The 21,326-nt window shown below is 67.0% G+C and carries 19 protein-coding genes; 8 read left to right on the top strand and 11 right to left on the bottom strand.

All coding sequences use genetic code 11. The features are described 5' to 3' along the window. Positions 1-16: 16 nt before the first annotated feature. Positions 17-1,504, bottom strand: coding sequence for a DUF6384 family protein (locus tag AC5P56_RS11005; protein ID WP_495231641.1), 1,488 nt, complete (start codon positions 1,502-1,504; stop codon positions 17-19). A 13-nt stretch (positions 1,505-1,517) separates the two neighbouring features. Next, positions 1,518-2,714, bottom strand: a complete 1,197-nt coding sequence (locus tag AC5P56_RS11000; RefSeq protein ID WP_241886888.1) for a cell surface protein — start codon at positions 2,712-2,714, stop codon at positions 1,518-1,520. Positions 2,715-3,016: 302 nt separating this feature from the next. On the opposite strand from AC5P56_RS11000, the gene AC5P56_RS10995 reads away from it, so the two are divergent. Continuing rightward, on the top strand, positions 3,017-3,451 hold the full coding sequence (locus AC5P56_RS10995; protein WP_126412341.1) for an EamA family transporter: 435 nt from the start codon (positions 3,017-3,019) through the stop codon (positions 3,449-3,451). 31 nt (positions 3,452-3,482) lie between these two features. Further along, entirely contained in the window at positions 3,483-3,875 is a 393-nt protein-coding gene (locus tag AC5P56_RS10990) for a DUF3224 domain-containing protein (protein ID WP_126412339.1), read from the top strand. On the opposite strand, the gene AC5P56_RS10985 is transcribed toward AC5P56_RS10990, so the two are convergent. From AC5P56_RS10985 to AC5P56_RS10955, 7 genes are all read right to left on the bottom strand, one after another. Then, a complete protein-coding gene (locus tag AC5P56_RS10985; RefSeq protein ID WP_197604667.1) occupies positions 3,872-4,387 on the bottom strand; it encodes a DUF1697 domain-containing protein in 516 nt (171 codons plus the stop codon). The two genes, AC5P56_RS10990 and AC5P56_RS10985, sit on opposite strands and share 4 nt — an antisense overlap. Then, positions 4,384-5,025, bottom strand: a complete 642-nt coding sequence (locus AC5P56_RS10980) for a response regulator transcription factor (RefSeq protein ID WP_014647295.1) — start codon at positions 5,023-5,025, stop codon at positions 4,384-4,386. The genes AC5P56_RS10985 and AC5P56_RS10980 overlap by 4 nt, the downstream gene beginning before the upstream one ends. Then, positions 5,018-6,073: an ATP-binding protein gene (locus AC5P56_RS10975; RefSeq protein ID WP_197604665.1), complete on the bottom strand. Its 1,056-nt coding sequence runs from the start codon at positions 6,071-6,073 to the stop codon at positions 5,018-5,020. Before AC5P56_RS10975 ends, AC5P56_RS10980 begins: the two co-directional genes overlap by 8 nt. Positions 6,074-6,367: 294 nt before the next feature. Then, positions 6,368-7,105 (bottom strand): MgtC/SapB family protein, encoded by a 738-nt coding sequence (locus AC5P56_RS10970; protein WP_005416700.1) that lies wholly within the window; start codon positions 7,103-7,105, stop codon positions 6,368-6,370. Between the two features lie 30 nt (positions 7,106-7,135). Next, entirely contained in the window at positions 7,136-9,895 is a 2,760-nt protein-coding gene (gene mgtA / locus AC5P56_RS10965) for a magnesium-translocating P-type ATPase (RefSeq protein WP_049439576.1), read from the bottom strand. A 63-nt stretch (positions 9,896-9,958) separates the two neighbouring features. Then, positions 9,959-10,258 (bottom strand): hypothetical protein, encoded by a 300-nt coding sequence (locus AC5P56_RS10960; RefSeq protein ID WP_005413574.1) that lies wholly within the window; start codon positions 10,256-10,258, stop codon positions 9,959-9,961. Between the two features lie 293 nt (positions 10,259-10,551). Then, positions 10,552-10,851, bottom strand: coding sequence for an EF-hand domain-containing protein (locus AC5P56_RS10955; protein WP_049439579.1), 300 nt, complete (start codon positions 10,849-10,851; stop codon positions 10,552-10,554). A gap of 355 nt (positions 10,852-11,206) precedes the next feature. On the opposite strand from AC5P56_RS10955, the gene AC5P56_RS10950 reads away from it, so the two are divergent. The 4 genes from AC5P56_RS10950 (at position 11,207) to AC5P56_RS10935 (ending at position 16,344) form a co-directional block, all read left to right on the top strand. Beyond that, on the top strand, positions 11,207-11,941 hold the full coding sequence (locus AC5P56_RS10950) for a CS1 fimbrial subunit B flags: Precursor (protein WP_329767855.1): 735 nt from the start codon (positions 11,207-11,209) through the stop codon (positions 11,939-11,941). Between the two features lie 125 nt (positions 11,942-12,066). After that, complete coding sequence (locus tag AC5P56_RS10945) at positions 12,067-12,567, top strand: CS1 type fimbrial major subunit (protein ID WP_046430838.1); 501 nt, start codon at positions 12,067-12,069, stop codon at positions 12,565-12,567. A gap of 58 nt (positions 12,568-12,625) precedes the next feature. After that, entirely contained in the window at positions 12,626-15,145 is a 2,520-nt protein-coding gene (locus AC5P56_RS10940) for a TcfC E-set like domain-containing protein (RefSeq protein ID WP_197604661.1), read from the top strand. Further along, on the top strand, positions 15,142-16,344 hold the full coding sequence (locus AC5P56_RS10935) for a hypothetical protein (protein WP_197604659.1): 1,203 nt from the start codon (positions 15,142-15,144) through the stop codon (positions 16,342-16,344). The genes AC5P56_RS10940 and AC5P56_RS10935 overlap by 4 nt, the downstream gene beginning before the upstream one ends. Before the next feature lie 57 nt (positions 16,345-16,401). On the opposite strand, the gene pip is transcribed toward AC5P56_RS10935, so the two are convergent. Beyond that, on the bottom strand, positions 16,402-17,349 hold the full coding sequence (gene pip / locus AC5P56_RS10930; RefSeq protein ID WP_445978919.1) for a prolyl aminopeptidase: 948 nt from the start codon (positions 17,347-17,349) through the stop codon (positions 16,402-16,404). 114 nt (positions 17,350-17,463) lie between these two features. On the opposite strand from pip, the gene AC5P56_RS10925 reads away from it, so the two are divergent. Both AC5P56_RS10925 and AC5P56_RS10920 read left to right on the top strand, forming a co-directional pair. Next, positions 17,464-18,129 carry a TraX family protein gene (locus AC5P56_RS10925; protein ID WP_495231640.1) on the top strand — a complete coding sequence of 222 codons (666 nt, stop codon included), beginning with the start codon at positions 17,464-17,466 and terminating at the stop codon, positions 18,127-18,129. Positions 18,130-18,592: 463 nt separating this feature from the next. Then, positions 18,593-18,949 carry a hypothetical protein gene (locus tag AC5P56_RS10920; RefSeq protein ID WP_032962681.1) on the top strand — a complete coding sequence of 119 codons (357 nt, stop codon included), beginning with the start codon at positions 18,593-18,595 and terminating at the stop codon, positions 18,947-18,949. Positions 18,950-19,080: 131 nt separating this feature from the next. On the opposite strand, the gene AC5P56_RS10915 is transcribed toward AC5P56_RS10920, so the two are convergent. Beyond that, the gene (locus AC5P56_RS10915) at positions 19,081-21,276 is read right to left on the bottom strand and encodes a TonB-dependent receptor (protein ID WP_046430832.1); all 2,196 of its coding nucleotides are present in this window, start codon (positions 21,274-21,276) and stop codon (positions 19,081-19,083) included. Positions 21,277-21,326 lie beyond the last annotated feature (50 nt).

Here is a 21,326-nt window from a genome sequence, read left to right as displayed (position 1 = left end):
GTCAGTTCCTTACCCATCACCATTGGGTGATGTAGCCACCGGTGGCGGGCATGCGGAACCGCGGCGACAGGCTGCCGCGCGGCTTGCTGCCGATCTGGTCGTCTTCGATGATGCCGTTGTCCTGCTTGTCGGCGGCAACCCGGTTGTAGGTGGCCTCGGGCACGCGTACGGCAAACACCGAGACCCGTTCCTCCTTGCCGGTTTCCTCGTTGCGGATCGGCAGTTCGGCAGCATTGCCGGCCTCGTCCAGCGCTTCGGTCACCAGATAGTAGTTGCGGCCACCATTGGCCTTCTCGTTGTAGCGCCAGACGCCGGTGCGTTCATCGTCACGGTTGACGATGCGGTAGACCAGGGTCTGCGACAGCAGCCCCACCAGCTGGCTGACCTCGTCCAGGGCCGGCCCGGCTTCGGCCAGCGTCTCGACCCGGATCAGGCGGGCGGCCTGCTCCAGCGCACGTTCGAAGCGCTTGCGGTCTTCGCCGGCGACACCGGTGGCGAGGCCGTCGGCCTTGAGCTGGGCCAACCGCTCGTTGAGCGCGGCCAGCGTGTCGGCGCTGCCGATCAGCTCCTTCAGGGTCGCTACCGCCTGGCCGGCCGCGGCGATGTCGCCCGCGCGCAGTGCCACGTCGCCGCCGGTGTAGGCGCGTGCGCGCGCCTGCTCTGCATCCGGCGCGAGGCGTGCCGCCTTTGCGGCGGCGTTGGTGGTATCCAGCAGCTCGCTGGCCTCGATCGCCTGGCCGAGAATGTTCACCCGCTCGGTCAGCGGCGGCAGGGTTTCCCTGGCATTCGCCAGCAGCTGCGCGGCGGCCTGCCGATGCTGCTCAACCTGCGCGGCCGCCTGCTCGCCGGTGGCACTGCCACCACTGCTGAGCCGGGTGAGCTTGTCCTTGCGCACAAGGGTCGGCTGTGCGGCCAGTGCGGCGGGAACCCCGGCGAAGCGCCGCTGTGCTTCGGCCAGCGCGGCCTGTGCGCCTTCGGCCAGTGGCTGCAGGCGCCCACCGCTGGCCGTGGCACGTGGCAGCAGCCCCTGCAGGGCCTGTTCCTGTGCCGCCAGCAGGGCGCGCGCTGCAGCAGCCTCCTGTTGCTGCGCGGCCACCTTGTCGTTCAGCACCTGCACGTTCTTCTGCACGTTGCTCTCGTGCACGAACGCTCCGAAGCTGCGCGCCATGAACAGCAGCATGCCGAGCACCAGCAGCAGGAAGGCCGCCAGCAGCGCCCACTTCAACAGGCGGGCCCGATCAATCCAGCGCCGCGCCAGCCACGCCTTCCAGCCACGCGGCGCGGTGTAGAGGTAGCGCTGCTCGCGCTGGGCCTGGATGCCGGCCTCGAGGATCTCGTCGGAGACCTCGATACCCTGCGAGCGGTACAGCTCAAGCAGGCGCTGCTTCAGCGTCGCCTTGTCGTGGCCGCTGTCGGCCAGCGCCTTCATTTCGGCGTTGCGGTAGCGCAGCTGGTCGACCACATCCATGGTCAGCAGCGCATCCTGCAGCTCGGCAGGGGCCATCGTCGCACTCACCTCAGCGCGGCTCCGGGCTCGGCGGCGCCTGCAGCAGGGCGGCGAAGCGCTGCTTGCCCTGTTCGACATACTCGGCGATCTCGGCCGAGTCGCGGGTCGCCTGGCCGCGCAGCTGCTCGATCTCCTGCAGCGAGGTCTCCTGGAAGCGCACCACCGCATCGACCAGCTTGCGCACCGAATCGACGCCGATGGTGGCGCCGTAGCCGGCCTTCAGGCCCTCGTGCAGCACGTCATCGCCAATGTTGGCCACCGCTTCCAGGCCCTTGGAGGTGCCCTCGGTCATCGCATTGAGCGCCTGCGTGGACTCGTGCAGGCCCATCTGCGTGGTGAAGGCCAGGTTCAAGGCGGTGAAGCTGGTTTCATTGGTGGAGAAGAACACCACCGAGCGCTCGTTGACGCGGCGCTTGATCTCGTGCGACTGGTGCACGCGCAGCATGATCGCCTCGGAGGTGGCGTAGTTCACCTGCAGGTTCTCGGCCAGGTCCTTGGCCAGCTGGTAGCGCGACTCCTCGGCCTGGTTGTTGCGCAGGGCCTCGTCGCGGGCCATGACCAGGCGGCCGGTGTCGGCAGCATCGGCGGCCGGATCGGTCGACTCCACGCGCTGCTGCGCCTGCTTCAGCGCCTCGCGGGCATCGGCCAGCGCCTGCTCCTGCAGCTTCAACAGCTCATGGGCCTGGATCTCGGCATCCTTGATCGACAGGCGGAAGTCGCCGTACATCTCCAGCACGCGCGACTCGCGCTGCAGCTGCTCGGCCGAATCGCGGCTGACTTCCAGGAATGTGCGGCGGATCTTCTCGAACCGGCTCGGGATGTCGCCGCGGGTGACCTTCATCCACAGGTTCTGCAGGCGCTCGCCCATGTCGATCCTGCCGTCGCGCACCTGCTCGACCATGGTGCTGGCATCGTCACGGATGCTGTCGAAGGCGCGGATGATCTCGGTATAGCGGTCGGACACTTTGGCCGAGCTGATTTCATCACGCATCACGGCATTGAAATGCCCGGACTGCTGCAGCACGCGGGCAATGGCCACCACGCGGCCCTGGTCAAGGGTGGACAGCTGCGAGACCAGCGCGATGGCCGGTGCGTTGTTGTCCTGGGGAGCGGCCAGGCCCAGGCTGCGCAGCGTGGCCATGGCGCGGTCGAGGTACTTGATCGGCGCGGTAGCGGCCGGCGTGGCAAGGAGGGTGTTCTCGGACATTTCGACGGCTCCGGTCAGGGCAGGCAATGAGGAACCTGCCGCGCGGAACGGGCAGGTTGCTGCGAAACGAAGGGGAAGGGGAGCGGCAGCCGTGCGGCGCACGACAGGTGGGCCCGGTCAAGGGCCGACGGCCCGGTTTGGGCGAGGGTGGTGTCCTGTTCAAGCATGGCGCATTCCCTGCAGATCGCCCCCCTGGCGATTCCGTCCCATTGTAGCGGCGGTGATGGGCAGGTGAAGCCCCACCGATGGCAGGGTGGAGTAGCGTTGGCGCACGCTCATCGGTTGCGGCAAGCGAGGGCTTCGTGCAGAACGTACCGCAATGGTTGCTCTGGGCGGGACTGTCCGCCGTGTTCGCAGCGCTGACCGCGCTGTTCGCCAAGGTCGGCGTCAAGGGTGTCGACCCGGACCTGGCCATGGCCATCCGTACCCTGGTGGTGGCGGCGGTGATCCTGCCGCTGGTGGTGGTCACCGGCAAATGGTCCAACCCGTTGCTGCTGCCGGGGCGCACCCAGCTGTTCCTGGTGCTGTCGGCGCTGGCCACCGGTGCGTCGTGGCTGTTCTACTTCCGCGCACTACAGCGCGGTGAGCTGGCCAAGGTGGCCGTGGTAGACAAGTTCAGCGTGGTGCTGGTGATCGTGCTGGCCTATCTTCTGCTGGGCGAGCGGCCCAGCCTGCGGGAGTGGAGCGGCATCGGCCTGGTGCTGGCCGGGGTGATCGTGCTGGCCACGAAGAAGTAGCAGCGTTGAACCGACCAGAGGGGAGAGCAGGATGCAGGGCGAAGCACACGGTACGTTTGAAGTGGATCTGCGGCCGATCGGTGGCAATGACGGCCCGATTGCGGTGATGTCGATCAACAAGACCTTCGCCGGCGACCTGCACGGCAGCAGCGTCGGCCAGATGCTGGCCTTCCGCACGCCGGTACAGGGCTCGGCCGGCTACGTGGCGATGGAGCGGGTAACGGCCACGCTGGCCGGGCGCCAGGGTGGGTTCACCCTGCAGCACAACGGACTGATGACCCGGGGCAGGCCGGAGCTGAGCGTTGTGGTGGTGCCCGATTCGGGCAGTGAAGGACTGCTCGGCCTGAGCGGCACGCTGGAGATCACCATCAGCGAGGGCCGCCATGACTACCGGCTGGTCTACAGCCTGCCGGACGAGATCTAGCGGAGTTCCGCTGCCATCGCCGCGAGCCGGGCGACGGTATTGAGATTGCGCGCCGTGCCCTGTGCCGAGCCGGGAATGCGCAGGCGCGAGTCGGCCATGCCGGCGCCGTAGTGGATGAAGATCTCGCGCGTGCCGAGTGCAAGCTGTTCGTCGCGCCGGCCGGTCACGCCATCAAGCGGGTCGGCAGGCAGGCTGCCGTCGAGGAACAGGGCGACCACACGGTTGCCGGCGGCATCCGGAAACGGATTGCGTGCCACCACGCCTGCGATCTCGCTGGCCGAACGCACCAGTACGCCCACCGGCTTGCCGGCATATTCCTGGAGCCGCTGGCCGAGGGCCTGGCGCACGCCCGTTTCGTCGAGCGAGCTGCGCAACACCACATTGCCGCTGGCGATGTACGTGCGGACATCGGCGAAGCCTGCGTCCTCGCACATCGCCACCAGTTCGCGCATCGGCAGCCTGCCGGTGCCGCCGACGTTGACCGCGCGCAGCAAGGCGACGTGGACGTTCATGGCGTCCCCGCCTGCAGGCGGTCGTACATGCGCACCAGATCGACCAGGGTGCGCGCGCCCATCTTGCGCATCACCTGTGCGCGGCGCACCTTCACCGTGATCTCACTGACGCCGAGGTCGCCGGCGATCTGCTTGTTGAGGCGGCCACGCACCACGCCATCGACCACCTCGCGCTCACCCGCGTTGAGCGTGTTCCAGCGCTGCTGCAGGGCATCGAGCGCCTCGCCCTCGCGGCGGCGCTGGCGGTCGATCTCGATGCCCTTGTGGATCGCATCCAGCAGTTCCTGGTCGCGAAAGGGCTTGGTCAGGAATTCGATGGCACCGTCCTTGATCGCGTTGACACCCATCGCGATGTCGCCGTGGCCGGTGATGAACACCACGGGGAGCTGCAGGCCATGGCTGCCCATCGTGCGATGGAATTCAAGACCGCTCTGGCCGGGCATGCGCACGTCCAGCACCAGGCAGGCCGGCGCGTCTTCCAGGTCGTGTTCGAGGAAGGCCTGGGTGGAGGCGAAGGCCCGCACCTGCAGGCCCATCGAGGCCAGCAGGTCTTCCAGCGCCGCGCGCACCGACGGATCGTCGTCGACCACATAGACAATGGGCGCCGGATCGGCGATGGGTGCAGTGGGCTTACGCATGGTGGACATCCGTGGCGACGGGCAGGTCGAAGACGAAGCAGGCACCCCCGCCTGCCGGTCGTTCGGCGCGGATCTGGCCGTCGTTGGCCTCGATCATCGAGCGGCTCAGGCTGAGGCCCAGCCCCAACCCGTGTGACTTGGTGGTCCAGAACGCGTCGAACACGCGCTCGGGATGCTCGGCGGGCAGGCCGACGCCACGATCGCGTACGCTGAGGCTGACCCGTTGGCCCTCACGCCGGGTCAGCAGCGACAGACGCCGGTCGCCTGCGGGTACGGCTTCCATTGCATCCACCGCATTGAGGATCAGGTTGCCGATCACCTGCTGCACCTGTACGCGATCGGCCTGCACCGGCGGCAGGTCGGCGTCCAGCAGCAGGGCCACGGCCACGCCATGCTGGTCCAGTTCGCTGCGCGACAACGCCAGCATTTCCTCCACCGCCTGGTTCAGGTCGAAGGCGCGCCGTTCCGGTGCCGCGCCCTGGGTCAGGCCGCGGATGCGGGCGATCACGTCACCGGCGCGGTGCGCGTCTGCCAGGATGCGGGCTACGGTCTGCCGGGCCTTGTCCACGTTCGGCGGGTCCTGCGCCAGCCAGCGTTGGCAGGCTTCGGCGCTGCTGGCGATGGCCGCCAGCGGCTGGTTCACTTCGTGGGCGATGGAGGTGGTCAGCTCGCCCACGGTGGAGGCGCGCGCTACCCTCAGCAGGCGACCCTGTGCTTCCTGCACGGCGGCCTTGGCCGCTTCCATGTTCAGGGCGAGGTAGGTGGTGATGCCGATCACCAGCATGCCGATCACCGAATTGACCAGGCCGATGCGGTAGGTGCCGAAGCGGGTCAGGAAGAAACTCAGCCCGGTCAGCGCGATGCAGGCGATGGCCAGGGAGATCAGCCCGCGCGCACCCAGCACGCGCGATGCCGCGAGGATGACCGCTGCGTAGAAGCAGGCAGCAGCAACCGCGTAATCGGTGACGGTGTCGATCAGGAAGATCGCGGCCATCACGACGATCAGGGCCAGCAGCACCAGCGGGCGGCGGGGCGACAGCGATGGCATCGGGACGGCTCCCTGGCGTGGGGTGAAAGGATAGCAAAGCCGCCATCGGCAGATGCCGATCTTGGTCGGCAGGCTCTTTTGCTGTGGGTGCCGACCGTTGGTCGGCACAAGCCAGAACGATGCCTGGTAGTGCCGGCCGCTGGCCGGCAACTGCACGGTGTTGCCGGAGCTCATGAGGTTGCCGGCCAGCGGCCGGCACTAGCGCAGGGATGGACACGGTCTCTGAAGGTTCTCTGCCGACCAAGGTCGGCACCTACCAAAGCGGTGCACGGTGTTGCCGGCCAGCGGCCGGCACTACTCCTCCAGGCTGGCGTTCCAGAATCCCTGCAGCACACCGGGCGTGGTCGCCAGCGTCGCAAGTACGGCGTCCAGTTCGCCGGCATCCACCGTGGTGGCATACAGCACCGCTTCGATCTCCACATCGCGCTCACCGAACGGGCGCTGGTCCACCGCGCGCACCGGGTACTGCGCCTGCTCAAGCAGCAGCAACAGCTGGTCCAGCACCTCGGCCTGCTGCTCGCGCTGGCAGACCACGTTGATCGCATAGGTCGCCTCGCTGAACGCTTCCGGCAGCGGCTGCCGCTGGATGCGGTTCACCACCGGCCGCAGCAGGGTATTGGCGGCCAGCACGAAGACGGCGGCCAGCACCGCTTCCGGCAGCAGCTTGATACCTGCACATGCTCCCACCGCCGCCGATCCCCACAGGGTGGCGGCGGTGTTCAGGCCGGACACCTGCGCGCCGTCCTTCATGATCGCGCCGGCGCCGAGGAAGCCGACGCCGGAGATCACATAGGCCACCACATGCAGCGGCGAGGGTGGTCCGCCGTACAGGTCATGGAAGCGCACCGCCAGATCAACGAACACTGCCGCACCCACCGCCACCAGCGTGTTGGTACGCAGGCCGGCGGTGCGTTGCCGCAGCTGCCGCTCCAGGCCGATGACCGTGCCCAGCACGAACGCCACCGACAGGCTGATCAGCGAGCTGAGCGTGGCGCCGGCGTTGAACGCCGGCAGGTTCGGATTGATGTCCATTGTGTTTCTCCCTGGACAAGCGGCGGGCGCTTACTGCCAGCCGTAACGACGGATGTAGAACTTCTTCAGCGCGGTGGTCAGCACCGCATAGCCGAACAGGATCGCCACCAGGAACGGCCAGTAGCCGGCCGGCAGGGCCTGAAGCTTGAAGTAGCCGGCCAGCGGGCTCATCGGCAGGGCCACGCCGATGGCCATGATCAGGCCGGTCATCAGCAGCAGTGGCGGCGCGGCGATGCTCTGCAGGAACGGCACCTTCGGCGTGCGGATCATGTGCACGATCAGGGTCTGGGTCAGCAGGCCGACCACGAACCAGCCGGACTGGAACAGGCCCTGGTCGGCCGGCGTGCGTGCATCGAACACGTACCACATCAGCGCGAAACAGCTCAGGTCGAAGAGCGAGCTGATCGGCCCGAAGAACACCATGAAGCGGCCGATGTCCGCCGGGTTCCACTTCAGCGGCTTGCGTACCAGTTCCTCATCCACGTTGTCGAACGGAATGGCGATCTGCGAGATGTCATACAGCAGGTTCTGCACCAGCAGCTGGAGCGGCAGCATCGGCAGGAACGGCAGGAAGGCCGAGGCCACCAGCACCGAGAACACATTGCCGAAGTTGGAGCTGGCGGTCATGCGGATGTACTTCAGCATGTTGTTGAACGTGCGCCGGCCCTGGATGACGCCTTCCTCCAGCACCATCAGGTTCTTTTCCAGCAGGATGATGTCGGCCGCCTCCTTGGCGATGTCCACCGCGCTGTCCACGCTGATGCCGATATCGGCTGCGCGCAGCGCCGGCGCATCGTTGATGCCGTCACCGAGGAAGCCGACCACCTTGCCCTGCGCCCGCAGCTCGCGTACCAGCCGCTCCTTGTGCAGCGGCGTCAGCCGGGCAAACACGCGATGGTGGTGCAGCGCCCGCGACAGCGCGCCGTCGTCCATGCGCTCGATCTGCGGGCCGGTCAGGATGGTGTCCGCGTCCAGCCCCACCTGTGCGCAGACACGGGCGGTCACCAGTTCGTTGTCGCCAGTGAAGACCTTGACCTCGACACCGTGTGCGGCCAGCGCCTGCAGCGCCTGCGCAGCCGACTCCTTCGGCGGGTCCAGGAAGGCCACGTAGCCGACCAGCGTCAAACCACACTCGTCCGCTTGCGAGTAGGCGCTCTGACTGGCCGCGGTCTCCTTCATCGCCACCGCCACCACGCGCAGGCCCTGTTCGTTCAGTTCCTCGGTGGTCTGCCGCACCCGCGCCAGGCGGCGCTCGTCCAGTGGCATGTCCTGGCCGTTCTCGCGCACGGTGCTGCACACCGCCAGCATCTCTTCCACCGCGCCCTTGCAGATCAGCTCATGGTGGTCCTCGCGCTCGGACACCACCACCGACATGCGGCGGCGCTCGAAGTCGAACGGAATCTCGTCCACCTTGTGGTAGTCCTGCGACAGCCGCAGCGAACTCTGCAGCTCCACGTGCTCCAGCACCGCGCGGTCCAGCAGGTTGATCAGCCCGGTCTGGAAGTGGCTGTTGAGGTAAGCGAACTTCAGCACGTCTTCCGAATCGTGACCGAACACATCGGTGTGGCGCTCCAGCGCGATCCTGTCCTGGGTGAGCGTGCCGGTCTTGTCGGTGCACAGCACTTCCATCGCGCCGAAGTTCTGGATCGCATCCAGGCGCTTGACGATCACCTTGCGCCGCGACAGCAGCACCGCGCCCTTGGCCAGGGTGGAGGTGACGATCATCGGCAGCATTTCCGGCGTCAAGCCCACCGCCACCGACAGCGCGAACAGGAACGCCTCGGTCCAGTCGCCCTTGGTCCAGCCGTTGATCAGCAGGACGAACGGCACCATCACCAGCGCGAAGCGGATCAGCAGCCAGCTGACACTGTTGACGCCGGCCTGGAACGCGGTGGGCGCACGGTCGGTGGCGGTGCTGCGCTGGGCCAGCGTGCCGAAGTAGGTGCGGTTGCCGGTGGCCAGCACCACGGCGGTGGCGGTGCCTGACACCACGTTGGTGCCCATGAACAGCAGGTTGTGCTGCTCCAGCAGGCCAGCCAGGCCGTCGCCGGGGTGCGCGAACTTTTCCACCGGCAGCGACTCGCCGGTCATTGCGGCCTGTGCCACGAACAGGTCCTTGGCGGTCAGTACGCGGCAATCGGCCGGAATCATGTCGCCGGCCGACAGCACGATGTGGTCACCGGGCACCAGCTCACGGATCGGCAGGTCCAGCAGGCGAGCCGGACGACGGCTGTGCAGGTGCGCGCCGAAGTACTGGTCGGCCACATCGGCGGCCTCGGTGCCCGGATTGCGGCGCAGCACGCGCGCGGTGTTGCCGACCAGCGCCTTCAGCCGCTCGGCGGCGCGGTTGGAGCGGCCTTCCTGCACGAAGCGGATCAGCGTGGACAGCAGTACCATCGCACCAATCACGATCGTGGCCTTGATGTCCTCGGTCAGCCAGGACACCGCCGCCAGTACGGTCAGCAGCAGGTTGAACGGATTGCGGTAGCACTGCCACAGGTGCCGCCACCACGGCAGCGGCTTTTCGTGATCCACCTCGTTGGGGCCGAGCGTGGCCAGCCGCTCCTCGGCTTCATGCGGGCTCAGGCCATCGGCATGCGACTCCAGCGTGGCCAGCAGCTCGGCTTCTTCCTGCTGGGCAAGGGTGACCAGGCCGGTGGTAAGCGCGAACGGCGCCGCTTCGGCGCTGCCCGGGCCAAAGCCGGCTTCGGGCATCGCACGACGGCGGAACAGGTTGCCTGCGCGACGGCTGCGCAGGAAGGCGTTGAACCAGGCGTTGAGCAGGCTCATGGGACGCTCCTCGAATGTCAGAGCCGGCCGCAGCCGGAACACGAACGGAATGGGTGAGACAGATCAGGCGTGGCGCATGGCCAGCACCGCCGGCGACCACGGCTGCATGTGCAGGCGCTGGCTGCCGCCGATGCATAGCGGCTTCATCGCATCGCGCAGCGGGTAGGGCAGATGGCGCAGCACGGTGATGCGCTCGCTGATCGGCAGCAGCGACAGCGCGTCAGCCACCACGCGCGGCGAACCGAGCGACAGCGAACGGGCGAACATGACCGGGCCGTGCTGCAGCAGCTGGCTGCGCAGGGCGGCAACATCGCGCTCGCCAATCAGGCGGCGCAGGGTGATGTAGAGGATCTTGTAGGACATGGGGGTGATCTCCAGGCAGGCGGCGCCTGGCGATCCCCCGTCACTCAGGCAGGCAGGGACCGGCGGGCAGGCGCCAGGAACAGGCAACAAGCGGTCATCCGGGGCGCGGTGCGCCCGGCAGGGTCGGGGTCCATCTGCGTCTCCATGAGGGGAGGGTGCCAGCCAGGGTTGCCCTGGCCAGTGGCGCTATTGTCCGCCCCTGAATGGGGTAGTCCTAGAGGCCCGTGGGTTAGCCCGGCTATACCTTGGTATAGCCGGGCGTATGCGGTGCCGATCGAGGGTTCTGTGGTGGGTCAATGCGCGCCGCTGGTCTGCTTGCAGACGTCGTACTCGCCACGGGTCAACGTCTTGTCACGGTCGGTATCGCAGGCATGCAGGCGCTCGGCCCAGTCGGGTGCCACGGCATCCACTTCGGCCAGCGTGACGATGCCGTCCTTGTTCTTGTCCAGCGACTCATACGGCGGTATCAGCTTCACTTCGGTGACGTCCTCGGCGGCGGTGGCCTTGCTCGCCTCCTGGGTTCTGGAACAGGCGCCCAGCAGCAGGCCGATGGTGATGACGAGGACAGCAGGAACGTAGCGAATACCGGTCATGACAGGCTCCAGAAGTGGGGACGCGGGCCATGGGTCTGGATGGCCACGGCCGGATATTCGGCCCGGATCTGTAAGCGAGCTGCGAAGAACCGACCGGGTCGCCAGATGGCGGTGGGCCACCGTTCACCCGCACGCCCCATGCGTGTACCGGCCGTCGATGCTGTTCCAGGGCGTGCCGCCGCGATGTGCAACGGGCCAGACCGCCGCGGCCGAGTGCGCGGACAGGATTTCCGGGTTGACCTGGGCGGAGCCACTTTGCGAGGTCGGAAATATCTGACCTTTTTGCAAGTTGTTGCATGGCCTGATTGCAAATCTGCCGTGAAACTAGCCGCTCGCCTCTCCCCGCGGGTTCGTCATGCAACGCGCACTCCTTCTCCTCCTGCTGGCCCTGTTCGCCAGCAGCGCTCATGCCACGACACCACAGATCAATGTGGGTCTCCTGTTCGATCATCTTGCGCCCGCGCACAGCAACCTGCTCAAGCGCATACGCAATACCGGTGATGTGACCGCATACGTGCGCGTTGAGGTCACCCAGATGCACTTCGATGCAGACGGCAAGGTTGTCGAAACGCCAGTGGACACCGTGGCGCTGGTACGCAATGCACCTGGCGCGCACGGGGTGATCGCCAGCCCCAGCCGCCTGATCATTGCCGCCAACGGCCAACAGGCGACGCGCCTGGTCTATCGCGGTGACCGTGATGAGGAGCGCTACTACCGGCTCCGCTTCATTCCGGTGGTGCCCAGCGCCGAGGAATTCTCACTCAGCGATGCGCAGGTGCAGGAGATCACCGGGCTGACCTCGGCAGTTCGCGTGTTCACCGGCTACGGCACCATCCTGTTCGTGGCACCGCGGAACACGCGCTATGACACCCGTGTGCAGGACGGTCACGTGCACAACGGTGGCAACGCCACGGTGGTGCTGGACAACCTGCGGTACTGCGAGCGAAACAGTCCGGATGCCTGCACGCCCGGCATCATCGTCCATGTCCGGCCCGGGCGAACCTATGCGCTGCAGGCCGACGACAGCCGGTTCGCCCGCTACGACCTGAGGGAGGGCGACGACCGCCGCAGCATCGACTCGCGCCGCTGATCGTCCGCCCATCTCCCCTTTCTGCAACGTCCCCACCGGGTTCGCCAGGCGCCCGGCGGGGAGGCTGTGTCTTCGTCCTGGCGTCGTATCCCATCGTATCCATCCACCGATCCCGGAGCATTTCCATGTCCCTGAAGAAGTACGCCCTGGCTGCAGCCGCTGCAGCCCTCATCGCACCGGCTGTCAGCCTGGCAGCCACCGAATCCAAGTCGATCACCGTCAACGTGACCGCCGACGTCCCGAACACCGCTGGCCTGCAGGTGTCCACGCCTGACGGCTGGGAAGGCCTGCCGCAGAACCTGCCGTGGGACACCGCGCGCGAAACGCTGGGCGAACTGACCGGGCGCGTCATCAACATCAAGTCGCCGGCTGCCATCACCGCCTACCTGACGTCGCCGGCACAGATGGCGTCGGCCGCAGACGTCGTGGACCTGGTGGTGAAGCTGGACAACGTGGAGGTTCCGGCAACCGCCGCCGCCAAGATCACCGTTGCCAACGCGGCCCAGGCCGCCGCGGGCAAGTCGCTGGCCTTCGCCATCGCGCCGACCGCGCCGTCGGGTGGCTACAAGCAGGGCAGCTACGGTGGCCAGTTCCACATGATCTTCGAAAGCGACATCACTCCCTGAGTCCTTTCAGGCGCCCCGTCGCATCCAATGACGCGGCGGGGACGCCGGAACAGCGCCCATGCTCTCGTCCTCCAACCAACGTCGATTCCGCCTGGCCCAGCTCGCGACCGCGATCGGTGCCGTGGTCCTTGCCACGTCAACGCAGGCGGCCGGCCTCGCGCCGGGCGAGCTGCCCAGCCTGCTGCAGCAGCGCGAACGCATGCCGGCCGAATTCCGCGAGCACCTGTTTGGCAACCCGCTCACCGTGCGCGTGGAGCTGGATGGGCAGTATCTGGGTGACGCCGAGGTTCTGCTGCACGAAGACAACCGGGTGCAGGTGATCGGCTTTGGCGACAGCCACGAAAGCCGGTTGGCACAGACCGAGCGTGCCCGTTGGGGCGAGCAACTCGCTGAACCGATGGCGCTGGGCGTATGCAGGCATCAGTGCCGGGGCATGGCAGCGCTGCACTACAGTCTGTCCAACTCGCTGCTGAGTGTACTGACGCCTGCCGGCGCGCAGAAGGAGGGGCGCCACATCGCCTTGCCGGACGCGGGCAGCCGGGGGCTGATCGTGCGCAACAGTCTTGCCGTGCACGGCGGCCAGGAACAGCAGGCCACCGTGCGCTACAGCGCTGAACTGCGCGGCAGTGCCGGCCACTGGAGCACGGTTGGCAGCTACCAGTACTACGCCCAGCCCGGCAGCAGCGAGCACTACCTCAGTGCCCTGTATGCCCAGCGCGAACTGGGCGATCATTTCGTTCGCGCCGGCTACTTCCTGCCCACCTTCGAGGGCATTGTGCGCCAGCCCCGGGCACCGGGTACGCAGAACGATACGGCGCTGGGCCTGATGTTCGGATCCTCGGACGTACTGCTGGCCGATACGCGAAGCCCCAGTGTCTATCCCGTCTATGTCACCGCCAGTGGCGAAGGCGTGGTGGAGATCTATCGTGACGGGAACCTGCTGTCCACGCAGGCCGTCAAACCCGGCATCCAGGAAATCGATACGCGCCGGCTACCCGGCGGGATCTACGATGTGGAACTGCGGGTGGTCCAGGACGGCCGCGAAGCGTCCCGCGAAAGCGCCTCCATCCACAAGCCCAGCCGCTGGCAGGATCCCAGCCGGCGGTGGCGCTACAGCGCGTTCGCAGGGCAGCAGCGCGGGTTGCTGGCCAGCGCCGGAAGCGCCCGCGAGGGCGGCGCCGCGGCCGGTGCCGTGGTCAATTACCTGTTGCATTCCCGTGCGGTGGCCGGGGCCACCGTGCAGCGGATCGGCGCGCGGCATGCGGCGGGTGTGTCGATGGACTGGCAGGCCAGTGACCGCTTCAGCACGTACACCAATGTCTATACCTCCAGCGACGCCGGGCGCGGCGTGGACCTGCAGGGCCTGTACCGCTATCGTGCCGGCTCGGTGGTGGCCAACCATGCGCGCGGTTGGGTGGAGCAGCGCGAGCGCGTCGTGGCAGACGACAGCGGCGCCCCACGCTGGGAGACCCGCGGCGGCTGGCAGGACACGACGGCCGTCTCGATCACGCATCGTTTCGGGCACCGTGATACTGCCAGCCTGCGCGTGGCCCGCAGTTCGGGCTTCACCCGCGGGACCGGCATCGATGTCTCTTACGGGCGCCGGGAGACGGTGTTCGGCAAGCACGATGTCAACTGGCGCGTTTCCGCCTATGACCGCCCCGGCGCCCGCTACACGGGCTATCGGCGGCAACGCGGGATCGACCTGACGGTGAGCGTCTCGCTGGGCAGCGATCGACGCAGCTACAGCGGCAGCCTGGGCAGCCGCACCGGCGATGCCGGTCGCCGCGATACCTATGTGACCGCCTCCTCCACACAGCGCGTGGACGGCGCCGTACTGCAGAGCGTGAATGGCACGGTCACCGCCGAACGCGGCGGGCTGGGCGCAGGCGCGGGTGCCTCGCTGCAGGGCGCGTTTGTGGAGGGTGACATGCAGGTCTACCGCGGCGCGGCGTCGGGCCGCATCAGCGGCACCGCCAACCTCGACAGCACCGTGGTCATTGGCGGTGGGCGCGCCGCCGTGCTGGGGCAGGGGCGCGGCAGAAGCGCCGACACCGGGCTGATTGTCGATGTCCGCAGCGATTATCCCGATCTTGCCCTGCGTGCGGACGACAGCCACGGCGGCGGCGTTGCGCTGCGCCCGGGCCGCAACTTCGTTCCGGTGGCCGCGTATCGCGCAGGCCACGTGCAGTTCGACTTCCAGGGGCGGCATGCGCCGTCGGCAACGCTGCAGCCCTCGGTCGTCAGCTATCACCTCAACAAGGGGGGCGTGATGCATGCCACGCTGGACGTGCTGCGCACCTTCACCGTCATGGGCCAGGTACTGGATGCAGACGGCAACGGTGTGCGCGGCGTGCAGGTGATCAACCACGCCGGCCGCAGCGTCAGCCAGGAGGATGGATTCTTTACCCTTGAACTGAGCGCCCGTGCGCCGGTGGTGGAGTTGCGCTACCCCAACCTGGTCAGCTGCACGCTGACGATGGAGGAGGGGCGCTACCCCAGGGAAGGAGATGTGTTGATGGTGGGGGCGACGGGATGCCCGCCGTCGATCGCGAGAACCGAGGAGCATACGAAATGAGAATCCGCTCGCTGATGGCGGCGCTGCGAGGCGCAGGGCTGGTCGTGATTGGGCTTGGCGCGGCCGCAAGTGCATGTGCGGCAGAAGTGCTGGTCACGGCAGAGTTTGCCCCGTCAGCCCTGGACCCGGGCCGGATGGTCTTCCGGAACACGACGCCGCCTGGCATCTACTGTTCGTGGCGTCCAGAATTCTGCACGGAGGATGGTGCCTACTCTGTCGATGTCCCGATGTCGTGGAACAAGACCTACGAGTATAACGGCGACGTCCGCAAGCGCTTCTATCTTGGCTTGCCTGCCCCTCGCAACGTCATGTTGCAAAACACCACCACGGGTGGCGAAGCGGAGGTCCGCATCACGATTGCTACCGTCAGTGGTCAAATGACACCGGGAGGCGTTACCAATCCAGTGTTCACTCGAACGGTGCGTGGAGGATGCAGCTACGTTCAAACCGTCAGCTACGGGTCATATATCAGGTTCGGCTGGACAGTGAAGAATCCTGAGATGCCGCAGCCGTGCAACTCTCAGGGAGATAACCCGCTATCACAGCCGGCCAACTATGCGATGCCCTGGATTGGTCTGGGCCTTCTCATAACCGCGCCGTCGCCATTGTCGCTGAACGACGGTGTGTATGAAGGAGAATTGACCTACAGTGCGGGAGGCGCGGGCAGCGATATCGACTTTGGTGATGACGTCACGACCGAGCCGATCACGTTGAAGTTCCGCTTCACGGTGTCGCACCAGTTCCAGGTACGGTTCCCCAGCGACAATCCGCAGGTGCACCTGGCGCCGGAGGCAGGTTGGGCGCAGTGGACCGATCAGGGCCGTGCCCCGACACGCCTCTATCAGGAGCTGCCATTCCATCTGACCAGCTCGATGGACTTCAGCATGAAGCTGCGCTGTGAGCACGACGCAGGCAATCGCTGCGGCATTCGCAACCACGCGCTTGGGGAGGTTGTACCGGTGGATGTGGACGTCACCCTGCCCGGCATGCGCAATCTGCGCGATGGGCGCCCGGCGCAGGATACACCGCTGTCGCCCGACGACGCACAGGCGCCGCGCTTCACACCGGATGGCTATCTGATGCAGCGGCGGTCGACCTTGCGGTTCACCGCAGGGCGGGACGCCGTAACAGAGATGCTGAAGGCGCCAGGCTCGCATTGGGAGGGCAACATGACCGTGGTGTTTGACGCCAACCCGTAGTCGCACGCGGGAGTGTGTTGCGGGGTGCCGGCCAGCGGCCGGCACTATCCCAGGCGTTCAGAACCGGTCGGCAAAGGCATCCGTCGCCCGCACCAGCGCATCGACCGTGGCCGGCTCGTTGGCGCTGTGGCCGGAGGTCACCATCTCCAGGCGCGCTTCCGGCCAAGCCTTGGCCAGGTCCCACGCGCTGCGCGGCGGGCAGATGATGTCGTAGCGCCCCTGCACGATCACGCCGGGCAGGTGGCGGATGCGATCGATGTTGCGCAGCAGCTGGTCCGGCTCCAGGAAGATGCCGTTGCGGAAGTAGTGCGCTTCGATGCGGGCCTTCGCCAGGGTATCCAGCGGATCATCGGTGGATTCGGCATCCACGTCGTGCTGCAGGGTGGCCGCATTGTCTTCCCAGCCCAACCAGGCCTGCGCGGCTTCGATACGGGTTGCTTGATCCGGGCCATCCATGCGCGCCCAGTAGGCCGCGATCATGTCGCCACGCTCGGCTTCCGGGATATAAGCCTCGTAGCGGTCCCAGCGCTCCGGGAAGATCCAGCGCGCACCGCCATCGGCCTCGGCGAACCAGCGGTTCTCGATCTCACGACCGAGGAACACGCCACGCACGATCAGGCCGGTGGCGCGTTCCGGATGCGCCTGCGCGTAGGCCAGCGACAGCGTGGAGCCCCAGGAGCCGCCATAGACCAGCCAGCGCTCGATGCCCAGGTGCTCACGCACCTTTTCGATGTCCGCCACCAGGTCCTGCGTGGTGTTGTCGCGCAGCTCGCCGAACGGCGTGGAACGGCCGCTGCCGCGCTGGTCGATCAGCACGATGTGGTAGCGCGCCGGGTCGAAGAAGCGCCGATGGGTCGGCGAGATACCGGCGCCCGGGCCACCGTGCAGGTACACCACCGGAATGCCCTCCGGCGTGCCGCACTCTTCGATATGCAGCGTGTGCAGATCGCTCACCGGCAGGGCGAATTCGCGGTAGGGCTCGATGGCCGGGTACAGGGTGCGCATGGCGGGTGTCTCACAAGCAGGGGCGGCCAGCATAGCGCCGCCATCTACGGCTTGCAGTGGCGGGCTCCTGCGCGGCGCTGGAAATGCGCTGGCCGATGCGCATAAGCTTCCGCGATGCAAGCGACCACGACCGGGACGTCCACGTTCAACCTCAGCCTCGGCAGCGGCGCGCGCGAGCTGTTGAAGTGGATCGCGCTGCTGGCCATGACCGGCGACCACGTGGCCAAGGTGGTGTTCGGGGGCTACGTGCCGGTGGTCAGCGAACTGGGGCGTATCGCCTTCCCGCTGTTCGCGCTGGTGATGGCCTGCAACCTGGCCCAGCCGGGCGCCGACCTGCGCAAATCGATGCGCCGGCTCGCGCTATGGGGGCTGATCGCGCAGCCGTTGCACGCCTTCGCGTTCGGTTCCTGGCTGCCGCTCAACATCCTGCTCACCTTCACCTTGGCGGCGGTGGCCGTGCATGCGCTTGCGAGCCATCGGCCTGTGCTGCTGTTGCTGGCTGCCGGTGTGCTGCCGATGTTCGTGGACTACCAGTGGGCCGGCGTTGGCGCCGTGCTGCTGGCCTGGATCGCGTTCCGGCATCGGGCGTGGTGGCCGCTGCTGGTCGCGCTTGCGGCGGCGTGCTGGGCCAACCACAACGGCTGGGCACTGCTGGCCGTTCCGGTGGTCGTGCTGGCGACGCGGGTGCCGTGGCAACTGCCGCGCTGGCGCTGGGTGTTCTATGGGTACTACGTGGGACATCTGGCGGTGCTGGCGTTGATTGCCCATCTGCTTGTGTAATGTCGGAACTGGCGTGTCGCGCGTCTTGAAAGCCGGATGCGGTCAAGGAACGCGTGGTGCCGATGCGGGTGGGGAACGCCGCCGTTGGCGTGGCGCAAGTTGTTGAATCTTCGGCTCGATTGTCGATATGCGACAATGCGGCCACTGCGTGAACGTTGCTGTCTTTGCACTTGGGTTGTTGGCGCCTGCCACCCCGTTGTGCACATGATGGGGTGCCACCGAAAAAGGGTGGCCGGGGCCTGGAAACCCCGTTGAGTAAGTGCTGTTTACGCTTGCCAGCCGGCGTCGCCTTGCGCGGCGTCGGCTGGCATTCCGTTCGCGTTCCATGGCGGGCGGTGCGTGGAGGTGGGCGCAAGCCCACCGCCCGGGTATAGCACTGACTCACGGGATTTCCAGCCACGCACCGTCCGCCGCCTTGATTTTTAAGGGTGATGGTCCCGCATGCCTTGCACGGAGACCTGCCATGAACGCATCGGAGTTTCCCCATCAGCGCGCCCCGGCCAATGCCGATGAGGGGCACGACATCCCGCCCGATCCCAACAACCTGACGGCCCTGCTGCATCGCATCGGGTTGGGCGCGGCTGCCGACGGCCAGCCCTGGCCCGAGCGCCATCAGCTGCCGGGCCGGTGCCTGGCGTTGGCCGACGCCGACGGTGCACTGGCCGGGCTGCGTATCGTGCAGGAGATCCTGCTGGCGGCCGAACGCGCCCGCCAGAATGGCGGCCCGGAACAGTACGTGGGCGATCGCGTAATGGAAGGGCTGAAGCTGGCGGCATTGGCGTTGACCAGCCACGCCATCTATCGCCTGCATCCGGAATGACACGTAGATCCACGCCGTGCGTGGATGCCGTTCGCGGATTGCCCGACGTCCTGTAGAGCCGAGCCTATGCTCGGCTCAGCGGACGAAACGGAGCCGAGCATGGCTCGGCTCTACAGGGGTTCCACGCCAGCTTAGAAATCCATCGTTGCCGACACCAGCACCGTCCTCGGTGCACCCAGCGCCAGGCTCGACAACAACGGCATGCCCCAATACGACTTGTTGGTCACGTTGTTCACGCTGGCCCGCAGCGCAAGCGATCGACCCGCCACGGTGGTGCTGTAGCGCGCCCCCACGTCGAACAACGTACGCCCCGGCACCGACAGGCTATTGTCGGCACTGATGTACTGCCTCGACATCGCCGTGGCATTGCCGGTCAGGGTCAGGCCCTGCAAGGTCGGCACATCCCATTCCACGCCCAGCTTGGCCTGCCGCTGCGCCACGGCGGTGGCGATGCGTCCTTCATTCACGCCACCGGCCGTGCGGGTCAGCTTCGGCTGCACATAGGCCGCTCCACCGAGCAGGCGCACGCCGTCCATTGGTGCGCCGAAGAAGCCCCATTCCACGCCCCGGTTACGTTGCTCGCCGCCAAACGAGAAGATATTCGTGACCGGGTCGGTGTAGCTGTTCGGTCGCTTGATCTCGTACACGCTGAAGGTGTGCGCGAAGCTGCCCAGGTCCAGCTTCAGGCCCAGCTCCTTCTGCCTGGTGCGGAACGGTGCGAACACATCGCCGGCATTGGCGGCGGTCATCGGCGCGGTGGCGCCCTGGCTGAGGCCTTCGATGTAGTTGGTGTAGAGGGAGATCGCGTCGGTGGCCTTCACCAGCAGGGCCGCTGCCGGCGTGGTGGCGCTCTCGTCGTAGCGCGAGGTGCGTGCACCCGTGGACACGTTGAAGGTCTCGCTGACCACCTGCTGGCGGCGCACGCCCAGCGTCAGCTGCACGCGGTCATCGGCGAAGGCGAGGGTGTCGGCGAAGCCGAGGCTGTCCAGCGTCAGCTCGGTATGCGAGATGTGCGGTGCCACGAACGGCGCCGCCGGGCCCCACACTGGGTTGTACAGATTGGTGGTCCAGTCCCAGCCGGGTACGCTGCGCCGGCCGTAGTCGTTCTGGGTGTGCTGGTAGTGGGTCACGTTGGCGGCCCACTGGTGGCCGACGTTGCCGGTGTGGAAGGAACCGCGCAGGCCGGCATCTGCGGACTGCTTCCTGATGTCGAAGGCGAGCTGGCCGATCACCGTGGTGAAGTTGCCGGCTGGATTGAGGATCTGCGCGCTGATCGAACCGTTGTAGCGGTAGTCGGTCCTGCTGGTGCCGTACGCGAGGTAGGCCATCAGGCTATCGTTGACATCCAGTTCTCCGCGCACCATCGCGCCCTTGTCCTGGCTGTCCACGTAGGCCCAATCCGGGTTGATCAGCGTATCGCCGCGTGGCGGGCGCGGAATGGCCACGCCCGGTGCCAGGCCGACGCCACGCGCCGGGCCGTCAACGCGGTCGTCGGCGCTGTACAGATCGGCCGACAGCCGCATACGTTCGCCGCGCCAGTCCAGTGCCAGCGAACCGAGCTGTACCTTCTTGCGCTGCTTGCCGACGGCGCCGTCACCATCACGGTAGGCACCGTTGAAGCGGATGCCGAACTGCCTGTCGGCGCCGAGGCGACGGCCCATATCCACGTGAGTGCCGAACTGCGCATCGGAGGCGAAGTTGGCACTGACCCGCAGCAGCGGTTGCTCGCTTGCGCGCTTGGGCACCAGGTTGACGCTGCCACCGACCGAGCCGCCCGGCGGCATGCCGTTGAGCAGCGCAGACGGTCCCTTCAGCACCTCGATGCGCTCGAACATTTCCGGCGAGGTGCGGTAGTAGGGCGCCATGCCGCTGAGGCCATTGAACGTGGTGTCGCTGGTGTTGGAGGCAAAGCCGCGGATCGCGTAGTTCTCGCTCCATGCACCGGTGACGCCGTTGCTGAACACCGTGGGGTCGGTGGCGGCAATGACGTCGGTCAGGTCCTTGGCCTGGCGATCGCGGATGAAGGACTCGGTGTAGCTGACCGTATTGAACGGCGTGTCCATGAAATCCTTGTCGCCGAGCAGGCCGACGCGGCTGCCGGCAGCCACTTGCCCGCCCGCATAGTCTGCAGTGACCCGGCGTTGTTCCTGCACCTGTACCGACGGAAGGGTGGACGGCGCGGCGTCGGCCAGCGCGGCGAACGAGGCCAGCAGCCCCAGCGCGAGGGCGGACACCCGGTAGCGCCGGACCATGCCCGGCGAATACATCAGGCCGGAGGATGCGGCGGCAGCGCGATGCTGTGCAGAAGTGAAGTTGAAAACGGTCATGCCAGAGTCCTGTGAATCGCAGGCGCGAGCGCGCCTGGCGCGCTGCCGAC

This window comes from Stenotrophomonas sp. YJH_SMC_131 (assembly GCF_059367975.1).
The sequence above is the reverse complement of the archived record's forward strand: the minus strand, read 5'-3'. Positions and strand labels throughout refer to the sequence as shown.